Annotated in this window: 21 protein-coding genes and 3 pseudogenes; 11 read left to right on the top strand and 13 right to left on the bottom strand. The window is 67.4% G+C overall.

Features of this window, described 5'->3' with window-relative positions:
• Nucleotides 1-90 precede the first annotated feature (90 nt).
• A pseudogene (locus NLX85_RS17360) lies at nucleotides 91-1,177 on the bottom strand (transposase).
• 840 nt (nucleotides 1,178-2,017) lie between these two features.
• On the opposite strand from NLX85_RS17360, the gene NLX85_RS17355 reads away from it, so the two are divergent.
• Both NLX85_RS17355 and NLX85_RS33695 read left to right on the top strand, forming a co-directional pair.
• Nucleotides 2,018-2,464, top strand: a complete 447-nt coding sequence (locus tag NLX85_RS17355; protein ID WP_254336344.1) for an N-acetyltransferase — start codon at nucleotides 2,018-2,020, stop codon at nucleotides 2,462-2,464.
• Nucleotides 2,465-2,471: 7 nt separating this feature from the next.
• Nucleotides 2,472-3,008, top strand: coding sequence for a GNAT family N-acetyltransferase (locus NLX85_RS33695; RefSeq protein ID WP_374628101.1), 537 nt, complete (start codon nucleotides 2,472-2,474; stop codon nucleotides 3,006-3,008).
• Between the two features lie 113 nt (nucleotides 3,009-3,121).
• Here NLX85_RS33695 and NLX85_RS17350 read toward each other — a convergent pair whose 3' ends face one another.
• The gene (locus NLX85_RS17350) at nucleotides 3,122-3,448 is read right to left on the bottom strand and encodes a hypothetical protein (protein WP_254336342.1); all 327 of its coding nucleotides are present in this window, start codon (nucleotides 3,446-3,448) and stop codon (nucleotides 3,122-3,124) included.
• An 887-nt stretch (nucleotides 3,449-4,335) separates the two neighbouring features.
• Between NLX85_RS17350 and NLX85_RS17345 the strand changes: the two genes are divergently transcribed.
• The 4 genes from NLX85_RS17345 (at nucleotide 4,336) to NLX85_RS17330 (ending at nucleotide 6,922) form a co-directional block, all read left to right on the top strand.
• Nucleotides 4,336-4,590, top strand: a complete 255-nt coding sequence (locus NLX85_RS17345) for a hypothetical protein (RefSeq protein WP_254336340.1) — start codon at nucleotides 4,336-4,338, stop codon at nucleotides 4,588-4,590.
• A 578-nt stretch (nucleotides 4,591-5,168) separates the two neighbouring features.
• Nucleotides 5,169-5,711 (top strand): carboxymuconolactone decarboxylase family protein, encoded by a 543-nt coding sequence (locus NLX85_RS17340; RefSeq protein WP_254336338.1) that lies wholly within the window; start codon nucleotides 5,169-5,171, stop codon nucleotides 5,709-5,711.
• A gap of 39 nt (nucleotides 5,712-5,750) precedes the next feature.
• Nucleotides 5,751-6,404: a nitroreductase family protein gene (locus NLX85_RS17335; protein ID WP_254336337.1), complete on the top strand. Its 654-nt coding sequence runs from the start codon at nucleotides 5,751-5,753 to the stop codon at nucleotides 6,402-6,404.
• Between the two features lie 122 nt (nucleotides 6,405-6,526).
• Nucleotides 6,527-6,922, top strand: a complete 396-nt coding sequence (locus NLX85_RS17330; protein ID WP_254336335.1) for an MmcQ/YjbR family DNA-binding protein — start codon at nucleotides 6,527-6,529, stop codon at nucleotides 6,920-6,922.
• A 514-nt stretch (nucleotides 6,923-7,436) separates the two neighbouring features.
• Here NLX85_RS17330 and NLX85_RS17325 read toward each other — a convergent pair.
• The 3 genes and pseudogenes from NLX85_RS17325 to NLX85_RS17315 all read right to left on the bottom strand — a co-directional run.
• Nucleotides 7,437-7,733, bottom strand: a pseudogene (locus NLX85_RS17325) (transposase); the annotation flags it as partial.
• A gap of 135 nt (nucleotides 7,734-7,868) precedes the next feature.
• Nucleotides 7,869-8,330: a DUF5709 domain-containing protein gene (locus NLX85_RS17320; RefSeq protein WP_254336331.1), complete on the bottom strand. Its 462-nt coding sequence runs from the start codon at nucleotides 8,328-8,330 to the stop codon at nucleotides 7,869-7,871.
• Between the two features lie 599 nt (nucleotides 8,331-8,929).
• Nucleotides 8,930-9,259 (bottom strand): hypothetical protein, encoded by a 330-nt coding sequence (locus NLX85_RS17315; RefSeq protein ID WP_254336326.1) that lies wholly within the window; start codon nucleotides 9,257-9,259, stop codon nucleotides 8,930-8,932.
• 421 nt (nucleotides 9,260-9,680) lie between these two features.
• Between NLX85_RS17315 and NLX85_RS17310 the strand changes: the two genes are divergently transcribed.
• The 3 genes from NLX85_RS17310 to NLX85_RS33690 are packed head-to-tail and all read left to right on the top strand — an operon-like array spanning nucleotide 9,681 to nucleotide 11,148.
• Entirely contained in the window at nucleotides 9,681-10,277 is a 597-nt protein-coding gene (locus NLX85_RS17310) for a molybdopterin-dependent oxidoreductase (protein ID WP_254336324.1), read from the top strand.
• Nucleotides 10,247-10,987, top strand: coding sequence for a ferredoxin reductase (locus NLX85_RS17305; RefSeq protein ID WP_256566953.1), 741 nt, complete (start codon nucleotides 10,247-10,249; stop codon nucleotides 10,985-10,987). Before NLX85_RS17310 ends, NLX85_RS17305 begins: the two co-directional genes overlap by 31 nt.
• On the top strand, nucleotides 10,984-11,148 hold the full coding sequence (locus tag NLX85_RS33690) for a DUF6510 family protein (protein ID WP_374628100.1): 165 nt from the start codon (nucleotides 10,984-10,986) through the stop codon (nucleotides 11,146-11,148). The genes NLX85_RS17305 and NLX85_RS33690 overlap by 4 nt, the downstream gene beginning before the upstream one ends.
• Here NLX85_RS33690 and NLX85_RS17300 read toward each other — a convergent pair.
• Nucleotides 11,128-11,349: pseudogene (locus NLX85_RS17300) on the bottom strand (integrase core domain-containing protein); the annotation flags it as partial. The gene NLX85_RS33690 and the pseudogene NLX85_RS17300 overlap by 21 nt on opposite strands.
• On the opposite strand from NLX85_RS17300, the gene NLX85_RS17295 reads away from it, so the two are divergent.
• Entirely contained in the window at nucleotides 11,296-11,715 is a 420-nt protein-coding gene (locus tag NLX85_RS17295; RefSeq protein ID WP_308210751.1) for a ketopantoate reductase C-terminal domain-containing protein, read from the top strand. The pseudogene NLX85_RS17300 and the gene NLX85_RS17295 overlap by 54 nt on opposite strands.
• Before the next feature lie 173 nt (nucleotides 11,716-11,888).
• Here the strand turns inward: NLX85_RS17295 and NLX85_RS17285 are convergent, their stop codons facing one another.
• The 3 genes from NLX85_RS17285 to NLX85_RS17275 all read right to left on the bottom strand — a co-directional run bounded on the left by NLX85_RS17285 (nucleotide 11,889) and on the right by NLX85_RS17275 (nucleotide 14,033).
• Nucleotides 11,889-12,782: a cytochrome c biogenesis CcdA family protein gene (locus NLX85_RS17285; protein ID WP_254336320.1), complete on the bottom strand. Its 894-nt coding sequence runs from the start codon at nucleotides 12,780-12,782 to the stop codon at nucleotides 11,889-11,891.
• A gap of 2 nt (nucleotides 12,783-12,784) precedes the next feature.
• The gene (locus NLX85_RS17280) at nucleotides 12,785-13,375 is read right to left on the bottom strand and encodes a redoxin domain-containing protein (RefSeq protein WP_254336318.1); all 591 of its coding nucleotides are present in this window, start codon (nucleotides 13,373-13,375) and stop codon (nucleotides 12,785-12,787) included.
• Between the two features lie 181 nt (nucleotides 13,376-13,556).
• Nucleotides 13,557-14,033, bottom strand: a complete 477-nt coding sequence (locus tag NLX85_RS17275) for a peroxiredoxin family protein (RefSeq protein WP_254336317.1) — start codon at nucleotides 14,031-14,033, stop codon at nucleotides 13,557-13,559.
• A gap of 92 nt (nucleotides 14,034-14,125) precedes the next feature.
• On the opposite strand from NLX85_RS17275, the gene NLX85_RS17270 reads away from it, so the two are divergent.
• A complete protein-coding gene (locus NLX85_RS17270) occupies nucleotides 14,126-14,746 on the top strand; it encodes a TetR/AcrR family transcriptional regulator (protein ID WP_254336314.1) in 621 nt (206 codons plus the stop codon).
• Nucleotides 14,747-15,318: 572 nt separating this feature from the next.
• Here NLX85_RS17270 and NLX85_RS17265 read toward each other — a convergent pair.
• The 4 genes from NLX85_RS17265 to NLX85_RS17255 all read right to left on the bottom strand — a co-directional run bounded on the left by NLX85_RS17265 (nucleotide 15,319) and on the right by NLX85_RS17255 (nucleotide 17,708).
• The gene (locus NLX85_RS17265) at nucleotides 15,319-16,230 is read right to left on the bottom strand and encodes an NADP-dependent oxidoreductase (RefSeq protein ID WP_254336313.1); all 912 of its coding nucleotides are present in this window, start codon (nucleotides 16,228-16,230) and stop codon (nucleotides 15,319-15,321) included.
• A 44-nt stretch (nucleotides 16,231-16,274) separates the two neighbouring features.
• Nucleotides 16,275-16,655: an MmcQ/YjbR family DNA-binding protein gene (locus NLX85_RS17260; RefSeq protein WP_254336311.1), complete on the bottom strand. Its 381-nt coding sequence runs from the start codon at nucleotides 16,653-16,655 to the stop codon at nucleotides 16,275-16,277.
• Between the two features lie 45 nt (nucleotides 16,656-16,700).
• Nucleotides 16,701-16,823, bottom strand: a complete 123-nt coding sequence (locus NLX85_RS33050; RefSeq protein WP_256566952.1) for a hypothetical protein — start codon at nucleotides 16,821-16,823, stop codon at nucleotides 16,701-16,703.
• 63 nt (nucleotides 16,824-16,886) lie between these two features.
• Nucleotides 16,887-17,708, bottom strand: coding sequence for an isocitrate lyase/phosphoenolpyruvate mutase family protein (locus NLX85_RS17255; RefSeq protein ID WP_254336309.1), 822 nt, complete (start codon nucleotides 17,706-17,708; stop codon nucleotides 16,887-16,889).
• Nucleotides 17,709-17,874 lie beyond the last annotated feature (166 nt).

The raw sequence follows: 17,874 nt of genomic DNA, 5'->3' as shown, positions 1-17,874 counted from the left end.
GTCGCGATCCTTCAAGCCAGGCGCCCACCGCTGAGTCACTACCCTCATTGGCTGGCGACCATCCTGACAGACATCCCATGAGCTTTGGGGTCAAGCAGCGGCCGTTTGGTGGGGCTCTTCGCGGTGTCGCCAGGCGGTGGCCTCGTCGTAGGCGGTGCCGGTTTTGAGGCATCCGTGGAGGATGCCGACGAGGCGGTTGCCGAGTTGGCGCAGGGCGGCGTGGTGGCCGATGCCGCGGGTGCGTTGCTGGTCGTAGTAGGCGCGGGCGCCGGGGGAGGCGATGAGGGCGGCGAAGGCCTGCCGGCCGAGGGCGTCGAGAAGTCGGTCGTTGTGCACGTAGCGGGCCCGGACGATCTTCTTCTTGCCGGACTGTCTGGTGATGGGGCTGGTTCCGGCGTAGTTGCGGCGGGCTTTGGCGTCGGCGTAGCGGCTGGCGTCGTCGCCGAACTCGGCAAGCACCCGGGCGCCGAGAATGCGCCCCAGGCCGGGCTGGCTGAGGTAGATCTCAGCGTCCGGGTGCTGCCCAAAATGCGCCTCGACCTGCTCCTGCATCGCCTTGATCCGGGTGTGCAGCGTGGTCAGGATCGCCACTTGGGCGCGGACGGTGGCCGCGTAAGCCGCAGTCACGACCGGCGGCTGGCCCAGCTGCTGGCTGCGCAACGCCGCCCGCAGCTTCTCGGCCTTGGCCGCCACATCGCGGCGACGAGCCCGTCTCAGCGCGGCGGTGATCGTCGCGGTGCTCAGGCGGGCCGCCGAGGCGGGGTCTGGGGCCTTGCTCAGCAGATCCAGGTTGTCGGCGGCGGCCAAGTCGTCGAACGCGGCAAGCGCGGCGGGGAAGAACTCCCGCAGCGTCTGCCGCAGCCGCAACGTGTGGCGGGTGCGTTCCCAGATCAGCGTCTTGTGCGCCCGGGTCACCACCTGCAGTGGGTTGATCGCATGCACCTGATAGCCGGCCGCGATCAGGGCCTGCACCCACGGACCCCGGTCGGTTTCGATGCCTATCACCACCTGGACCGGCGCGTCGTCCTCGCCCAACTGCTGGCCGATCAGCGCGTGCAGGCGGGCGATCCCCGCCGATCCCCTCCTCGAGTTTCGCCTTGCCCAGCCGCCGGCCCGCCTCGTCCTGTATCTCGACATCGTGGTGGTCCTCGGCCCAGTCGTCTCCCACGAACAGCACGTCATCCTCCCGCTGGTCCAAAGTCGAGCGAGCTGTCTGACAGCCTCCGGGAGACCTTCCGCAAGCTAATGATCAAGTGTTCACGCCGGCGCGGCGGACACGACATCCCATCAGCAATTCCGTCTCCCGACCACCGGCAGGGACACGATCTGTCAATAGGACTGCGTCGCGTCCTGCAACGGGGAGTGCTCACCTGCCAGCGGCTACCGGATCCGAGTCTGCCGTAACCGACCCGGTAACTCTCATTAGCAACAGGCTCGGACCCCACAACAGGAACGAGGACGGCGTCGGTGCGAGAATAGGGCACCGGACGCGTCCGGCTATAGGCGCGTCCGACGCTCCGCTGTCGCTCCACGCCGGCCACGCAACACGCCCCCCCCGGCGGCTCGGCGCGGAGAGCGGGGAGCCCGGGGGCGCCGCAGCCGGTAGCGCCGAGAGTGGTTGTGGTTCGCCGGCAGGCGGCCGGGGCGCGGCGGCCGTCGCACCGCCGCGCCGTAGGGCGAGTCACCGCCGGCCGTGGTGGGGACGCGGCGCGGAGGATGCGGGGCCGCCCCTCCGACCTCAAGGGCGCTTCGCGTCGCTGCGCGACGGCCCTACGGGCCGCCCTTGACCCGGGAGCCTCTGCGACCCCTCGGGCCGGCAGTCGCCGGCAGGCCGGGGGCCTGCCCGGGGTGCGCGCGCCGCCTCCCCACCACGGCCTCATCGCGCTTGCTCGGCCAGGCGTCAAGCTGAAATTGGCTTTTGCCCGATAAGGGACGACTATGCGTTTCGTGTTTGTGGGCGGCTCGTCGAGAGCGGGTGGAATACGGTACCTGAGTGGTGACGCTGAGACTCGAAACGATGACCGACAAGCAGTACCAACTGTACCGACAGCGGGCGGAAGTAAGTTATGCGCAGAACATTGCCGCCTCCGGCGCAATGCCATTGCCGGAAGCCCAGGAGAAGGCACAACAGGACTACAACGAACTTTTGCCCGATGGTCTGGGCACGAAGGGTCATCGTCTCTGGACCGCCTATGACGGGGATGTTGAGATTGGCGTGCTATGGCTGCAGGTAGAGCAGAAGTCGGACGGCCTGCATGCTTTTGGCTATGACTTCGAGGTGCGCCCGGAGCTACGCCGGAAGGGCTACGGCCGAGCGATCATGCATGCGGCCGAGAAGGTCTGCCGAGAGTTGGGCGTTGTGTCCGTTGGCTTGAGCGTTTTTGGGTCGAATCTCGGGGCCCGCGCGCTGTACGAGCAGATGGGCTTCGAGGTCACAGCCATCCACATGCGCAAGCGATTGTGACCAGCATATGCAGATTAGACACGTTTCTCAGCATGATGCCGTCGCTCTGCTCGACCTGCTTGGGGAACTCGGCTATCCGACCAGTGCGATGAGCCTCGCTGCACGGTTGAAGCGGATCGAGGGAGACCCAAGCTACTCGGCGTGGACAGTCGAGACTGATGATGGGCGGCTACTTGGGTTGGCGGGCGGTCACCTCATGCGTCCGTTAGAGGAAGACAACTGCATCGCTCAACTCATCATCCTTGTTGTGTCACAAGCCGCCAAGCGGGCTGGGGTGGGCCGGTCGCTAGTCGAGGCATTCGAACGGTGGGCCATTCAGGCGGGAGCAGGCAGGGTTGTCGTCACCTCCGGTGCTCAGCGCAGCGACGCGCATGAGTTCTACCGCCACCTTTTGGCTACAAGGAAACAGGCAAGCGCTTTGGGAGGCCGCTCGACAGGCCGAGCGACTGACCGAATGAGTGACCGCGAACGAAACCAGCAGTCGACAAGCGTGCCCGATCCGTGCCCGATGCAGAGGTCAACGAGGGTGCGGAGAGGATGTTAAAGGTGGCCAGCGTGCGGCCAAGGGCTGGCCACCACGGCAGCATTCATCTGCCTGGCCCTGGGAGCAATGCGATTCCCAAGCTGACAGTCGACTGAGGGTGCTCATCCGGTCGGTTAGCGCTCCGCTAGGTAGCTGCGAGCAAGCCGTCCGATGAAGGCCTCGCCGTCGGCGGCGGGCAGGTAACTGGCTTCGTGATGTGACTCGCTGTCTTCCCATTCGGGGATGTCTGCCGGGTCGTCGCCGCCGATGCCCAACGACACGTCGCTATGCCGGGCGCGGAAGTAGAACCGCTCGCCATTGGGCAGCGACCCTTCTACCTGCACTGGAGCTGCCGAACAGGTCACCTGCGCCTCCCAGCCCTCGGTCCGCAGGGTGGCCGCGAGCTGGAGCCAGGACATCTCGTGCTGCTGATGCCACCGCCGCCGTTGAGCCTCATCCATGGGGGTCATGGTCCTGGACCTACCATGAAGTCCGCGTGGGGGTGCTTACCGAGTGACGACCACGACGGACATCCAGGCCGTCACCAGGCCGTCGGAGGTCGATCGGGACCGACCAACGACGACCACTGGTGACGACATCGGCCCAGGTGACTGGTGCTTGCGGCGTTGCGCCGGAATCGTAAGTCGCGCGTCGGTGAGCAGCCGGCGTTGCTCCTCGCTCTTCGGCGTGCCAGAAGAGTTCACCGACCAATTAGGCTTGGGTTAGCCTCAAGGTCTTGCCGATCCTCATCGGCGGTGGGGCAATGGTTCGTGTGGCCCCTCGGACACCAACGAAATCCCAACGGTGCGTGGCAAGATTTTCACTTGCCCGCACCGTTTGTGTTTCCGCCTCGTCGGTCAGGTGCAGCCCGAGGTGAACCCGGCCGGCCGGCGTCCCGGACGACGGTGTGTTCGACGTAGGCACCCACGGCCGGTCGCCGATGCATCTCCGCCCCGGCTGGTGACCACTGCGTACCAGGCGGCGGAACCGGGTCGGGCGCAGCCGGTGAACGGGTAGACCCAGTCGTGGCGCGACGCCGAGATGGCCGACATCAAGCCATCATTGATCATCGCTACAGAAGGATCGTCGGGATCGTGAGGCTCCGTTGGGTTGGCGCGGTCACCGTCGCCCAGCAGAGGATGATCAGCATGCAGCCGATGGCCTTCAGCGGCACGGTCTGCGCGCCGCCAGAGCAGGTGTGGCAGCTCCTCACTGACATCTCGGGGTACTCGGCTCTGTTCACTGATGCCGAAGCGCTGAGCTGCTCACCCGCCACCCGTTCGGACAGGGCACCAGATGGCGGGAGGCCCGCAGCCCTTACGGCCGGCCCGTCACGGTGGACCTGTGCGTGACCGACTGTCAGCCTCAGGCCCGATACCTGGTGGAGTGCCAGGCAGGCGGGCATAGCGTCACTGAGTATCGGCTGGTCCCTCACGACGGTGGCCGTGCCACCACCGTTCAGATCACGTACACGCTTACCGGCGGTTCGCTGCTCGATCGGCTCGGTCGGGTCCTGGGTCGTCGCCGGTTGCTTGACTGCGTCAGGGAGAACAACACCCAGGACCTGCTCGATATCAAGCGGGCATTTGTGACGAGCACGTGAGCGGGCGGTAAGGAGATGCGAAGACGCCGCTCAGGTTTCGCCGATCCAGTCAACAATAGGGTCGGGTCGTCGCAAGATCGAGGCGGGCCTGGGTGCGAGAACATCAAGCATCTCGGCCGTCGAGGAGGCGGCGGAGCGTTGCGCCTGCGGTGGGGAAGGCAAGCCGCAGAGTGTGCGTAAGCCAAATGCCCCACCAGGTGAGGGCGACGAGGTATCCGACGATGAGCGCCCCGTTGGTGAAGACGATGGCGTAGGGAGCTTCTGGGCTGCCTCCGCCCCGTTGTCTACCTGGATGTAATCGACGTTACACAAAGTGGGCTTGGAAACCCACTTTCGATGGTGTTCGCTCAAGCGAGCGGACGAAATAGTCCAGTAACCTCATGCGGGGGCCGCGTTCGCCAGTGCTCGCTCGCGCGCGGCCTGGCCCTTGGGAGTGAACTTCTGGGCTGCCTGCACCCCGTTGCCTCCCCGCATGTAATCGACGTTACACAAACTGGGCTTGGAAGCCCACTTTCGATGGTGTTCACTCAAGCGAGTGGACTAAATAGTCCAGTAAGGTCACCCGGAGGTTCATCACCATGTCCCGCCTGACCGCTCCCGCGCGCGCCGACATCGACGCGAAGACGCAGGGCGCCCTCGACGCCATCGCGAAGCAGTTCGGCTTCGCCCCCAGCATGTTCACCACGCTCGCCGCGAACCCGACCGTGCTCGAGATCGTGATGGGCCTGCAGGGCAGCATCGCGAAGCTCCTGGACGCGAAGACGCGCCACACGATCGCCCTCGCGGTCTCTCAGTCGAACGGCTGCCACTACTGCCAGGCACTCCACGGTTTCATCTCGTCGAACCTCGGCGGTATGTCGGCGGAGGAGATTGAGCTCGCCCGCATGGGCACGTCCAGCGACCCGAAGCGCGCCGCCGTCGCGAAGTTCGCGCAGCACGTGATCGAGACGCGTGGCCAGGTCAGCGACGACGACCTCGCAGCGATCCGCGAGGTCGGGTATATCGACCCGGAGATCCAGGCGATCGTCACGATCGTGGTCGTCACCCTGCTCACGAACTACCTCAACAACGTCAGCGACGCCGTCGTCGACGTCCCCGGCGCCGACCACCAGTCGGCCTGACCTTCCTCTCCACCCGCCGTTCAAACGAAGGAAAGCACGATGTTGAATCTCGACAAGCTGATCACGAAGCACCTCACCCGCTACTTCGACCCGAGCAAGAGGATCCCGGAGGAGACGTTCCAGCAGCTGCTGCGTTACCTGCGCACCTCGCCGACGACGATCAACATCCAGCCGAACCGTTTCCACGTGCTGGAGACGCAGGATGGCAAGGACAAGCTCGCGGACGCACTGGTCGGCCGCTTCGCGGACAACGCGGAGAAGGTGCGCAACGCGTCGCACGCCATCGTCTTCACGACGCGCAAGGACATCCCCGACACGCACCTGCAGGAGATCTTCGAGAAGGAGCGCGCCGACGGGCGCTTCGCCGACCCGGAGATCCAGAAGGGATGGGAGGCGGGCGCCTCCAACTTCGTGGAGATCCAGACAAAGAACTATGGCGGGAACGTGCTCCACTGGCTTGAGAAGAACACCTACCTCGTCGTCGGCGCCACGATGATGGCCGCCGCATCCCTCGGGGTGGACGCGACGCCGATGGAGGGCTTCGACCGCAAGACCGTGGACGCGGCCTTCGACCTGACTGACACCGACTACACGACCACGCTGCTTCTGGTGCTCGGCTACCCCGACGAGGCTCGGATCTCCCGCCAGCCGGTCTCGCGGTTCGACGCGGAGAAGATCTTCACGCACATGTGACGGACGGGGCGGACATCGGACCGCGGTGCCGGCCCCGTTCACTTCGACTCGGTTGCCCGGCGTCCGCACCTCCTCAACGGAGGCTGGGCAGTCGACCCCCTGAGGACTTCGAGGAGGTCAAGATGCAGATTGATAAGGCAGCGCAGGATCGAGCCGCGGCCCGCGCTGCCGAGCTTCCCGGCTCCGAGCACACACACCAGTTCGCCGGCGACTGGGAGGTATGGAAAGTCGGCGGCAAGGTGTTCATGCTGCAGACGTCCATGCCCGGCGAGCCCGTCGTGATCCTGAAAGCGGATCCAACCGACGCGGAGGCGCTCCGCGCAGCTCACGCGAGCATCTCGCCCGGCTACCACATGAACAAGAAGCACTGGATCACGGTGCGGGCGGGCGCGGACGTCGAGCCCGCGCTTGTCGACAATCTCGTGACCGAGTCGTACCTCCTCGTCGTTGCCGGCCTGCCGAAGCAGAGCCGTCCCGTCAATCCGGCTTCGTTCCGCGTCCCGCCCTCCGCCGACTGATCACGCTGACGCCGACCGCGCCCAGAGCGCTGTTGCCCCTCATCCGAGCAGCGCCCGCACCGGCGCATGACGCCCTTACGTGGCCGGCCGCAACGACGAGGACCTCGCCGTCGGCGTCCTCATCGAGGCACACGTCCTTCGACGACCGCCCGATCGAAGCCCACCTGCCGATGAAATACCCTGGTCAAACGCACGCCGTGTTCCGATCTTCGGTTCCTGACCTTCGAGAAGCCAGAAACCTTTGCTGATCTTGGGACTTCGCCAACATCGGTGGCCCCTTCGGGGCAGCCTCGCCTGGCGGGTAGGTGCGGTGCCGGCCGGGCGGTCCGTACGGCGTGAGAGTGATCGATGATTTCAGTGCGCGGTACGCGGAGCTGGTAACGGGTTCCTACGACTGTGTGGACCGGCAGAATCTGGCGAAGCAGCAGGTACAGCAACGACGCGCTCATGGGCACGAACATGCGGCTGCGCAGGGCTCGGGCTCGCACAGAACCGCACTTCAGACAGCCGAACCGAGTATTCGAGCCCCGCACGCCCGCGGCAGCGGCACCCCGGCGAGGGCGGTGCGCAGCCGGTCGATGTCCAGCCGCCCGCAGGCGAGGGCGTCATACAACGCCCCGTGACCTCGACGGTGCTCACCCACCAGCGACAACTCCACCAACGACCGGACCGGTCCATCGGCGCACAACGCGGCGTCCGTCAGGTCGAACAACGCGTCACCACGCACGGTCAAGCCGCGGCAAAACTCCCGCCGGAACTTCTCCAGGTCCCCGACGGCATCAGCCGGACGATGGTCACGCACACTGGTCACCAGAACAGCCCTTGGTTATTGATGCTCTTCCCTAGACAAGGAAATCATCGGCCAAGGGTTGTTTCCGCGGCCAGCCAGGGTCCCCAAAGGCCCCTCGGAGGTTAGATCAAGTTAGGGCTGTGCGAACGGCCCGACTTATCGCAACGGGCCATCGCCGGGGCCGTTGGGGTCGTCGACCAGGTGAATCGCGGCTTCTTCGGCGCTTGCGGCACCCGCGTCGATTCCGGCGTCCCACGCCACTAACTCGGCCTCCTCGTCCGCGCCCAGACCCTCGTCGTAGGCGACGAGGCGCCCCGCGCGCGTCTCCCGCTCGTACCCCCGCCGGGCCAACTCATCCTCGTCGTCGGCCACCTCGGCGTACGGATCGAGGTCTGGCTCCTCCTGGCCCAGCAGTTGATCGAGGGACTCGCCCGCCCGCTGCTCGGCGATGGTGGTGCCGAAGCGGTTCGCGCCCGTCCAGTGATCTGCGGCGACGATGCCGGTATCGAGGGGATCACTGACGCGATCGTCGTCCAGCGTGTCCGAGGCGTCCAGGACCCCGTCGTCCTCGATCGCGTCCCACTCCTCGACGGGCTCGATGCTCTCGGTCTGGCTCACGGCCGTCTCTCCTTCGTAAGACTCCAGCGATGGTGGAAACCTAGGATGTTTCCTGCCGATCTTGAAACTGGTTGGGTTAGTGAGGTCTGCCGCGGGTGTCAGGCGGCCTCGGGGCGGATGTTCCGGTACCGGCCGTCGCCTGTTTTGCCGATCAAGGAAACCTCACGTGACGAGCGACCGCCTGCCGGGGATTGGCCGGCGGACCGGCCCATCTTCGCGGCTACGGCCCTTCCCCCTGCCGGAGCCGATGAGGAGAACGTCGGCGTGAAAACTGCTGTTCGTAGTACCCATGTCTCCGGTTTCTACCGAAGCTCGTTCGGCAGTAATGGGCACCCGTACCTGCCCTCTTGCAGGGCGTACTCGCATCAGGTCGGCTGCCGTCTCGATGATCCGAGACCTCGTCTTCGCGCCACGCGCCGTCAACCGCGAGGCTGTGGCCTGGCTTGAGCGCTCCTCCACGCGGCCGTTCTACTGACCTCCCTCCCGCTGACAGGGATCGTCATGCGGACGAGGAGAGTGCCCTGAGCCAGGAGTCGCGCAACCTCACCGGAGGTAACCGAACGAATCGTGACTCGACGTATGGCTGCAATCTCGTTCAGTCACTCGTACTGGCCGTCGTAGCGGACCCCGCTTCGGGTATCCGTGAAGCTGACGCCCACCCGCACTCCGTCGTCGACGATCCACCGAACCGTGTACGCCGCCCGGTACGTCGGCGGCCAGAATGAAGAAAAGGTCCCGTCACCCGTAACAGACCACTCGCCAGCTGACGGTGTGCCCCTGTCGACGTAAGTCGTTCGACCATCCGCCGTGAACGATTGAGTTGCACCGTTGTGGAACACAAGCTGTGCAGCGGTCAGGGCGGCGATCATGTCCACCGCATCGACCGGCTGGCCATCGACAACGTCCCCACCGGAGGGAACCGGGTCCATCGAACTCTCCTGACATCGGGCAAGACACTGGCCGCCGCCATCTCGCAGCGGCGACGACATGTCGAACGACCAACTCGGAACAATCTCTAGCCGCACCCTATGGACGCTATAGTCCACCATCTGTTCGCTGCAGAGGCATCCGCCAGGTGGGGGACGCACCGTCACAACCGTCCGGCTGCTGCTGCAGGCCACCGGTCAGCGGGGTTTGCAGACCGGTGCCACGCCAGCCTACCCTGGACGCGATGGTCCAGTTAATATATCCCGGAATGCGGGCGACCACGTTCCTACCGGGGAGAATCTCATCACCGGGACACTCGCTGGCGATGACGTCATGGGCGGGTACCACATCGACATCGACCGGCCGAGTGGAAGCGCGGGTGGCAGCGGGATCACGGCCGCTCCGCCGCTTGGGGAGGGGCGCATGACAGTGATCACCCGCGGCTTCGGCGGCCGCAGACGCGACGACACCGACCTCCCGCCCGGCCAGTACCGCACGGACGACTTCCCGGTGCTGTCGGCGGGACCGACACCGCGCATCGGCCTCGACGAGTGGCAGCTCGCCGTGGTGACCGAGACTGGCGAGCGGAGTACGTGGTCATGGGCGGAGTTCACCGCCCTTCCCGCCGACGAGCCGACCGTGGACATCCATTGCGTCACGCGCTGGTCGAAGTTCGGCACGAGTTGGCGAGGCGTCTCGGTGGACACGTTGCTGGCCGACGTCGAGACTGCGGCCGAGTACGTCGTCGCCCACTCCTACGGCGGCTACACCACGAATGTCCCGCTCGAGGATCTTCTCGACGGCCAGGCCTGGGTGGCGTACGAGTTCGACGGCGAGCCGTTGGCACCGGTGCACGGTGGGCCAGCTCGTCTCCTCATTCCTCATCTGTACTTCTGGAAGAGCGCGAAATGGCTGCGCGCACTGGAACTGCGTCTCGACGACGAGCCCGGGTTCTGGGAGACGGCCGGCTACCACAATGACGGGGACCCATGGCGCGAGCAGCGGTACCGGGAAGACTGACCTGGCAGCCGGCGACCGTCGCCGCCACCCGCGCGGAGACCGCGACGGCGCGGACCCTGGTCCTCGACGTTGACAGCTGGACAGGCCACGTGCCGGGCCAGCACGTCGACGTCCGGTTGACGGCTCCCGACGGCTACACGGCGTACCGCAGCTACTCGATCTCTTCCGCCCCGGAGCCCGACCGCTTCGAGGTGACCGTCCAGGCGGTGACCGACGGTGAGGTCTCGCCGTACCTCGTCGACGTTGCAGAGCCGGGTGACCAACTCGAGATCCGTGGACCGCTCGGCGGCTGGTTCGTACGCCGACCCGCCGATCCGCGCCCGGCGTTGCTGATCGGCGGCGGGTCCGGCGTGGCGCCCCTGATGTCGATGGTGCGTGCGGCGACGAATCCCACCAGACTGCTCTACTCGACCCGATCCCCGTCCGATGCGCTGTTCACCGCGGATCTTGCAACTGCACGAGCCGCAGGCGATGGGCTCGTCGCCGTCACACACGTCTATACCAGGGTCGCGCCCCCCGGCTGGCCGGCCCCACCCCGACGACTGGACGCGGACACCCTCGCCCGCGTCGCCTGGCCCCGCGACGCCGACGCTGTGGCGTTCGTCTGCGGGCCCACCGGATTCGTCGAGACCGTTGCCGACCTACTCGTCGACATCGGCCACGACCCCGCGAACATCCGCACCGAACGTTTCGGACCCACCGGAGGATGACCATGTCGACCACCAACGTCGGAGCCGACGACGCACCCTGGGCGGACGGTGACGCTCTCGCCGGACCGCTCGGCGAGATCATGGGGACCGATCTCACCGTTGCCGAACCCACCTGCGCCGGCTGCCGGACGACCCGTCCGCTAGGTGTTCTGCCCAGATAGGTTGGGGACGCGGCTGGCGGGTGGGCCGCCGAGTGCGGTGTGGTGCCGGTGATTGTTGTAGGCGTGGAGCCACGCGGACAAGGCCGCTCGTCGGGCGGTTTCGGACCGGTAGGGTTTGGCGTAGGCCCATTCGTCAGTCATGGTCCGGTGGAAACGTTCGACCTTGCCGTTTGTCTGGGGCTGGTAGGGGCGGGTCTTCTTGACGGTGACACCGAGCTAGGCGCCCTCAACACCCTGGTCCGCGGTTCGGTGGGCGACGCCGTGGCAGTCCCCGGAGGCGACCGCCTCGGCCCGCAGAACGCCGCTGAGGCAGCGGCCATCGCCGCAGCTGCCGGGTACCCGGTGCCGAAGCAGGCCCTCGACAACGTCCAGGCCTTCGTAACCCGGCCCGGCTCGGCCGACACCGCCTCGCTCTACCGGGACCTGATCGCCCGGCAGCCGACCGAGGCCGAGCACATCTTCGGCGACCTCACGGCGCAGGCCCGTCCGCTCGGCGTACCCACTCCTCTGCCGGACGCCACGACGGTGGCTCCGCGCGTGCACGAACAGCGCCTCAGCTGCGGATAGTCTGCTGTCACCCAGGCGGAGCAGCCGCCTGGCCTACGTCTGTCGTCCCTAGATGATTAGTGCCTTGAAGATCAGTGGTCATAGGCGATGAGTGATCGCTTCACGGGTGCGTCGATGGTCCAGTTGTGCCAGATGACGGTGGCATCGGCGCGTGCGGCGAGCTGATCGTGGTCTCAGTCGGGTGGGTGGCGGCTTGCCGAGGACTCGCCGGGCGAGCGGCGCAGGCGGAGCAGCGTGGCGCCGGCGGTCAGGACGAGCAGCGCGAAGGCCGTCCCCGCGACCGTCCACGGGCCGAGGCCGGCAAGCCAGCCACTGGCTGCGCTCTGGACGGCGCCGGCGGCCTCGATGACCGGGTCGTCCGCGCCGCTCCGGCCGGTGAAGAGTCGGATCTCGTACCTGCCGTACCAGGCCACGTAGCCGCCGGTGAGCACCAGGAGCAGGCCGGCGAGCCGGCCGAGCAGCGGCGCGGCGCGGCGCGTGCGGCGGACCAGTGACTCCCGGGCCAGCGCGACGGCGAGCGCGGCGGCCCCGACCGCGAGTCCCATGCCCAGCGCGTACGCCACGAACAGTCCGACGCCGGAGAAGGCGGAGCCGGCGCGGAAGCCGGCGACCACGACGGCCAGGAACGGGCCGATGGTGCAGCCGAGCGAGGCGACCGCGTACGCCGCACCGAAGACCACCATCGAGGTGAACCGTCGTCGAACCGCTGGCCCTGTGGCCGGTTTCGGGGTGAAGGTGGGCAGTTGCCGTCCGGTCAGCAACCAACCGCCCGCCGCTACAAGGGCGAGTCCGATCAGCACCGAAACCCACGGCAGCCGCCGGGCCACCGCGTCCGCCGCCGGCGCGGCGAGCAGCCCGAACGTGCCGAACACCGCGACGAAGCCGACGGTCATCGCGCCGGTGAGCGCGAGCGCCCGGCCGATCGGCGCGAACGGCCCCCGATCGGCCGCCGGTTCATCGCTCAGCATCAGCATCGACAGGTACGCGGGCAGCAGCGCGAAGCCGCACGGGTTGACCGCGGCCAGCAGCCCGGCGCCCAGCGCGAGACCGTAGGGCGTGTCCGGCATGCTCAACTCAGCCTGGCGACCCGTTTGCGCAGCTCCGCCTGGGACAGCGGACCGGAGTGGACGACCGTCCCGGCGGAGTCCAGCAGCACGTAGTGCTCCTGACTGGTCACCTTGAACCGGCGCCACACCTGGCCGTCGTCGTCGGCCAGGTTGGGGAAGCCGTCGATGCCGGTCTCCCGCGCGAACCGCCGCATCGCCTCGTCGCCGCTACCGAGTCCGCCGACACCGACCAGGTTGACCCTGCCGGCGTTGTCCCGCTGCACGACGGCCACCTCGTCGGCCACCGCACGGCAGCGGGTGCACCAGGCCGCCCAGAACCACAGCACGGCGGGCTTGCCGGCAAGGCTGCTGCCCGCGAAGGTGCCGCCGTCGATCGTCCGGGCATTGAACGAGATCGTCTCGGGCAGTGCGGTGGCCGTTCCACCGGACGGCATGGCGCCCGGAGCGGTCGTGGTGGTCGGCTTCGCGGCGGTGCTCGACGCGGCGGTCGCGCTGTTCGGCGGCTTCCCGGCGCCGCCGCAGGCGGCGAGGGCGAGGATCGCTGCCGCGAGGACGGCGGTGGCCGGGGCGGTGGCTGTGCGGGGGCCGGGCATGACCGGATGCTAGCCCGGCGGCCTGGTCTGACACCCTTACCGCCCGCTTACGGGCGTGGGTCTGGCCTTGTCCTGTTTCCACGGGTGGCTGTTCCCGCCGCTGGTGTCCACCGCGTACCCGGCCACGATGGGGTGTCTGTGCGCGCACTCCAGCATGGCCGGCCGCAGCGGGGGCATGGTGTCAGGCGTGGGAGCGCAGGTAGCGCACCAGCCCGGCGACGTCCTCCGGTACGAGGCGGCCGATGGCGCCGCTGGAGTAGACGGCGTTGAGTACGGAGCCGTCCGGGCCGAGGACGAAGCCGGCCGACTGCAGGTAACGGGGGTCGTCGTTGAGGTACGCGCCGGTCAGGGCGGCGACCCGCTCGGCGTCCGCGCTGTGGCCGACGGGGAACGCGAGGTGGTGCTTGTCGACCAGCGCCTTGGTGGTTGGTTCGTCGTCGACGGAGAGCGCGGCGACCCGGACGTCGAGTGCAGTGAGGGTGTCGGTGGCGCGCTGGAACGCCGCGAGCTGGGCGTTGCAGTAGGGGCACCAGGAGCCCCGGTAGATCAGTACGACGCCGTAGTGCCCGGCGAACTCGTCGGGTAGCCGGAGGGTGCCCCCGCCGGTACGGGGCACCTCGAGGGTCGGGAAGGTCTGGCCGTTGTCGAGTCGAGCCATGGTGCGTCTCCTTGTCAGCCGGTCCACGATCACGATTGAGTCAACGCCACGAAAACTGGACTAACAAGTCCAGTTTAGCTATCGTGACGGACATGACAGCGACGAGGTCCACCAGGCTGACCGCCCGCGGTGCCCGGACCCGGGAGCGGATCATCGAGGTGACAGCCACCCTGGTTTTCCGCCAGGGCGCCGCCGGAACCAGCCTGGACGAGGTCATGGCCGAGGCGGCGGTCAGCAAATCGCAGCTCTACCACTACTTCGCCGACAAGGACGACCTGCTGCGGGCGGTGATCGACCGACAGACCAGCCGCATTCTGGAGGCTCAGCGCGCCGAGCTGGACGACCTCGACTCGATCGAGGGTCTCCGGCGCTGGCGGGATCTGGTCGTCGCGACCCAGGAGGCCGCTGGCTGGGTCGGGGGGTGCCCGCTCGGTTCGTTGGCCAACGAGTTGGCCGACCGGAACGAGAACACCCGTGGTGTCCTCGATTCCTCGTTCGGGCGGTGGGAGGCGCGGCTGGCCGATGGGCTGGCCGCGATGCGGGCCGACGGGCAACTGGTGTCCGAGGCGGATCCTGCGGCCCTCGCCGAGGCGCTCATCGCCGCCCTGCAGGGCGGCCTGCTCCTGGCCAAGACCCGGCGGACCGCCCGGCCCCTGGCCCGGGCCCTTGACATGGCCATCGCGCACATCAACACCCTCACGCCCAGCGGATGACGGACGGGGGCCATCGCCGCCGGCTGTCTCGAACCGGTGGCGACACCGAGCAAGGCGCGTCGTGACCGCGCCCCGTGCCTGCTGCGGCCGGGCTCCCTGACGAGCCGACGGCGCCAGCCGGGCGGCCGGGCCCGGTCCGCACGTCCGGCGAAAGTGCCCGTCGTCGCGCGGGTCCGGTCCGGGAACGACGGCCGCGCCCTGCCGGCCAGCGCTTCGCCCAATGCCGCGCGGAGGCGGGGTCGAGCAGCACGGACACTGCCGTGAACCTCGACGTCCCCGATCACGCCTGTCAGGGTGTGGCGAGCCGGACAGGCGGGGGACGCCTCGGCCCTTCAGTAAGGCCGCGCGTGACTCAAGATCGAGAATGAGGAAGTGCCTTCCCGTCTGGGATGATCTGGCTTGTCGAAGGCCCTGATCGCCCGTCAAGGAAGGCACTTACCGAGCCCGGTGATGCGGTCGCCGTCGATGGTCAGGGGCAGGGAGACGGGCGGTGTGTCACGAAGGCGCTGACCCCACATGACGCACGAACACCATCATTTCGGACGATCTGCAACGTCCTTCTACTGCGGACGTCAGAACTCGAGGACGTACTTGACCCCACCAGAGCGGCCGCCCGCGACCTGGTCCGCGATCGCGGCGCCGTCCTTGATTGGCGTCGTCTGGACGTCAAATCTCAGTTCGCCGGAGGCGGCGAGTGCCGCGAGTTCGTCGAGTGCACGTCCGTCGGGCTGCACATAGAGGTCCGAGGTGGTGATTCCGCGAATCGGGTCGGGTGCGTCCGAGGTGATGGAGGTGAGGCGGCCTCCGTCGGTGAGCAGTCCGATCGCGTCCTCGGCGGTGCCTGTCGCGGCGATGAGGACGGCGTCGAATCGGCGATCGATCTTCTGCACCCAACCGTCAGCGTGGGTGTCGATGACCTCGCTGGCACCGAGGGCGCGGAGCTGATCGGCGCGGGCCGGCCCGGCACCGGCGACGATGTCGGCGCCCCGGAGGTGGGCGAGTTGCACGGCCAGTGACGCGGTGGGCCCGGACGCTCCGACGACGAGCAGGCGGGTGGTGGCGTCGACTTGGAGCTCGTCGAGCGCCTGCTGGGCGGTGAGCCCGGCGACCGGGAGTGCCGCCCCAATCTCCGGCGCCAGGTTTTCGGGCAGTCGTGCGACGTGCGCGGAACGGACTAGGACGCGCTCTGCCCAGGTGCCGCTGCCGCCTGGCAGAGGCGCCTCGTGGACCAGCACGAGGTCTCCCGCGCGGAATTCGGTCTCGTCCGGGCCGGTCGCGGTGACGCGGCCGACGGCTTCGACGCCCAGAGCCGCGGGCGGAACGAGGCCGACGTCCCATCCGCCCGTGTGAAGCAGGGCGTCCCACGGCCCGATCCCTGCCGCGACCACCTCCAGGACGAGCTCGCCCGCGTCAGGCTGGCGCGGGTTCGGAAGGTCGAGGATCTCCAGTGCGCCGTTGGCGGCTCGAACACCGAGTCCGATCATGGTTCTTCCTTCTGTGTTGATTCTGTTCGTGCGTGTCTCGGGTTTCAAGCGGGCGGGTTCGTGCTCGGATCCACGGGCCGCTTGGATTTCGGGAGTTTGTCGACCACGAGCCGGTAGGAGTCGGTGACGAGTTCCTTCACCAGGTTTTCGTCGAGGCTGGGCCCACCTGCTGCCGTGATCCAGTGCTTCTTGTCCATGTGGTAGCCGGTCGTGATCTCTGCGTACTGCTCGCGCAGCCCAACGGCCTCGTCCGGATCGGCCTTCAGGATCACGACGGGGTGTCCCGGCATGTCGGTCATGAGCATGAAGACCTTGCCGCCCACCTTGTACAGCTCCCAATTCGGGCCGACACGGTGCTCGAACGTCACGTCCGGCAGCTCTGTCGCGTACTCGTTTGCGACCTTCTGGAGTTCCTGTCCGTCCATAGCTGATCAACTCCTCTAGCGATCGGTTCGCCCGGGCCGGGCCGCTCAGGCGAAGGTGGGAGCCGAGCGCAGGAACCTCAGCAGCTGCTGAAGAGTCTCATCCGGGATCGTCTTGCTGCCGTCGAAATACCGGCTGAGGTGCTTACTCATGAGCTTGTCGAGATCCATGTCATCGTGCTTTCTGTGCGTGATGAGTTGAGGGTTGTTGTAGATGGTGAAAGTCGGATACGGCTAGGGTTTGCGGGCGAGGAGTTCGCCCACCCGGCCGAAGCTGATGCCTGTCGTGGCCGAGGCGATGTCGCCGGACTTGAGCGCCGCGGCCGCCTGTTCGAGAGCACCCATTGCATGCGTGTAGAGCGCAGGGCCCAGGCTGATGCGCTTGACCCCGGCCTTCTGCAGTTCAGAGACGGTCAGCACCTGGTCCGCCGGTGAGATGAGAACGTTCACGGGTGTCGGCGCGACGGCGGTTACGATAGCGACCAGGGACTCGAGGTCGGGCGGGAACGGCGCGTAGAGCACGTCGGCGCCGACCTCGGCGAAGGCCGTCAGCCGTCGGATGGTGTCATCGAGGTCAGGCCGCCCCTGGATGAAGTTGTCGGTGCGAGCGGTGACGACGATGCGTCGCTTCGCCGCGGCGACCGCACTGCGAACCCGGCCTACCGCGTCGTCGAAGTCGCGGATCGGGTCATCGGGATTCCCGGTGGTGTCCTCGATCCCGATGCCGGCCAGCGCGTGCGCGACGGCACTGTCCACAGTCACTGCGACGTCCTCGGCGGTGACGCCGTAGCCGTCCTCGAAGTCACCGTTGACGGGCAACCCCGTGAGCCGGCCGAGCAGCTGTGCGTGGTCGAGATGCTCGTCGCGGGAGATGCTGTGGCGTCCGTCGATGCGGCCGAGCGCGGCCGCCAGGGCCGCCGACGACGTGCCGATGGCCTCGAAGCCGGCATCCGCCAGGACCAATGCCGACACGCCATCCCAGGCGTTCGGCATGACGAGGCCCCCTTCTCGGGCGTGCAGCGCCATGAACTTCTCATAGAGCTCAGAACCGGGCATGTCATTCCTTTCCAGTGTGGTCGATCAGAGCGAGGGTTCGACCGGTCAGGCCGCTGTTCTCGCGAGTTTGGTAAGCGCTCATGCGAGGTCGGGGGCCGGGATGTCGACGTCGGTCAGGTTCACGTTGTTGAGATAGTTCGTCAGCAGTGCCCGGACGACCAGCGTG

Origin of the sequence: Micromonospora sp. A3M-1-15 (genome assembly GCF_024213425.1) — a bacterium.
GTDB lineage: Bacteria > Actinomycetota > Actinomycetes > Mycobacteriales > Micromonosporaceae > Micromonospora > Micromonospora chersina.
Note: the sequence above shows the minus strand (reverse complement) of the source record. Positions and strands in the feature narration are given on the sequence as shown.

Excerpts from the sequence above, each read along its gene's own strand:
- NLX85_RS17355 (WP_254336344.1), top strand. The coding sequence starts at position 2,018 with ATGACCGACAAGCAGTACCAACTGTACCGACAGCGGGCGGAAGTAAGT.
- NLX85_RS33695 (WP_374628101.1), top strand. The coding sequence starts at position 2,472 with ATGCAGATTAGACACGTTTCTCAGCATGATGCCGTCGCTCTGCTCGAC.
- NLX85_RS17350 (WP_254336342.1), bottom strand. The coding sequence starts at position 3,448 with ATGGATGAGGCTCAACGGCGGCGGTGGCATCAGCAGCACGAGATGTCC.
- NLX85_RS17340 (WP_254336338.1), top strand. The coding sequence starts at position 5,169 with ATGTCCCGCCTGACCGCTCCCGCGCGCGCCGACATCGACGCGAAGACG.
- NLX85_RS17335 (WP_254336337.1), top strand. The coding sequence starts at position 5,751 with ATGTTGAATCTCGACAAGCTGATCACGAAGCACCTCACCCGCTACTTC.
- NLX85_RS17330 (WP_254336335.1), top strand. The coding sequence starts at position 6,527 with ATGCAGATTGATAAGGCAGCGCAGGATCGAGCCGCGGCCCGCGCTGCC.
- NLX85_RS17315 (WP_254336326.1), bottom strand. The coding sequence starts at position 9,259 with ATGGACCCGGTTCCCTCCGGTGGGGACGTTGTCGATGGCCAGCCGGTC.
- NLX85_RS17310 (WP_254336324.1), top strand. The coding sequence starts at position 9,681 with ATGACAGTGATCACCCGCGGCTTCGGCGGCCGCAGACGCGACGACACC.
- NLX85_RS17305 (WP_256566953.1), top strand. The coding sequence starts at position 10,247 with ATGGCGCGAGCAGCGGTACCGGGAAGACTGACCTGGCAGCCGGCGACC.
- NLX85_RS33690 (WP_374628100.1), top strand. The coding sequence starts at position 10,984 with ATGACCATGTCGACCACCAACGTCGGAGCCGACGACGCACCCTGGGCG.
- NLX85_RS17285 (WP_254336320.1), bottom strand. The coding sequence starts at position 12,782 with ATGCCGGACACGCCCTACGGTCTCGCGCTGGGCGCCGGGCTGCTGGCC.
- NLX85_RS17280 (WP_254336318.1), bottom strand. The coding sequence starts at position 13,375 with ATGCCCGGCCCCCGCACAGCCACCGCCCCGGCCACCGCCGTCCTCGCG.
- NLX85_RS17275 (WP_254336317.1), bottom strand. The coding sequence starts at position 14,033 with ATGGCTCGACTCGACAACGGCCAGACCTTCCCGACCCTCGAGGTGCCC.
- NLX85_RS17270 (WP_254336314.1), top strand. The coding sequence starts at position 14,126 with ATGACAGCGACGAGGTCCACCAGGCTGACCGCCCGCGGTGCCCGGACC.
- NLX85_RS17265 (WP_254336313.1), bottom strand. The coding sequence starts at position 16,230 with ATGATCGGACTCGGTGTTCGAGCCGCCAACGGCGCACTGGAGATCCTC.
- NLX85_RS17260 (WP_254336311.1), bottom strand. The coding sequence starts at position 16,655 with ATGGACGGACAGGAACTCCAGAAGGTCGCAAACGAGTACGCGACAGAG.
- NLX85_RS33050 (WP_256566952.1), bottom strand. The coding sequence starts at position 16,823 with ATGGATCTCGACAAGCTCATGAGTAAGCACCTCAGCCGGTATTTCGAC.
- NLX85_RS17255 (WP_254336309.1), bottom strand. The coding sequence starts at position 17,708 with ATGCCCGGTTCTGAGCTCTATGAGAAGTTCATGGCGCTGCACGCCCGA.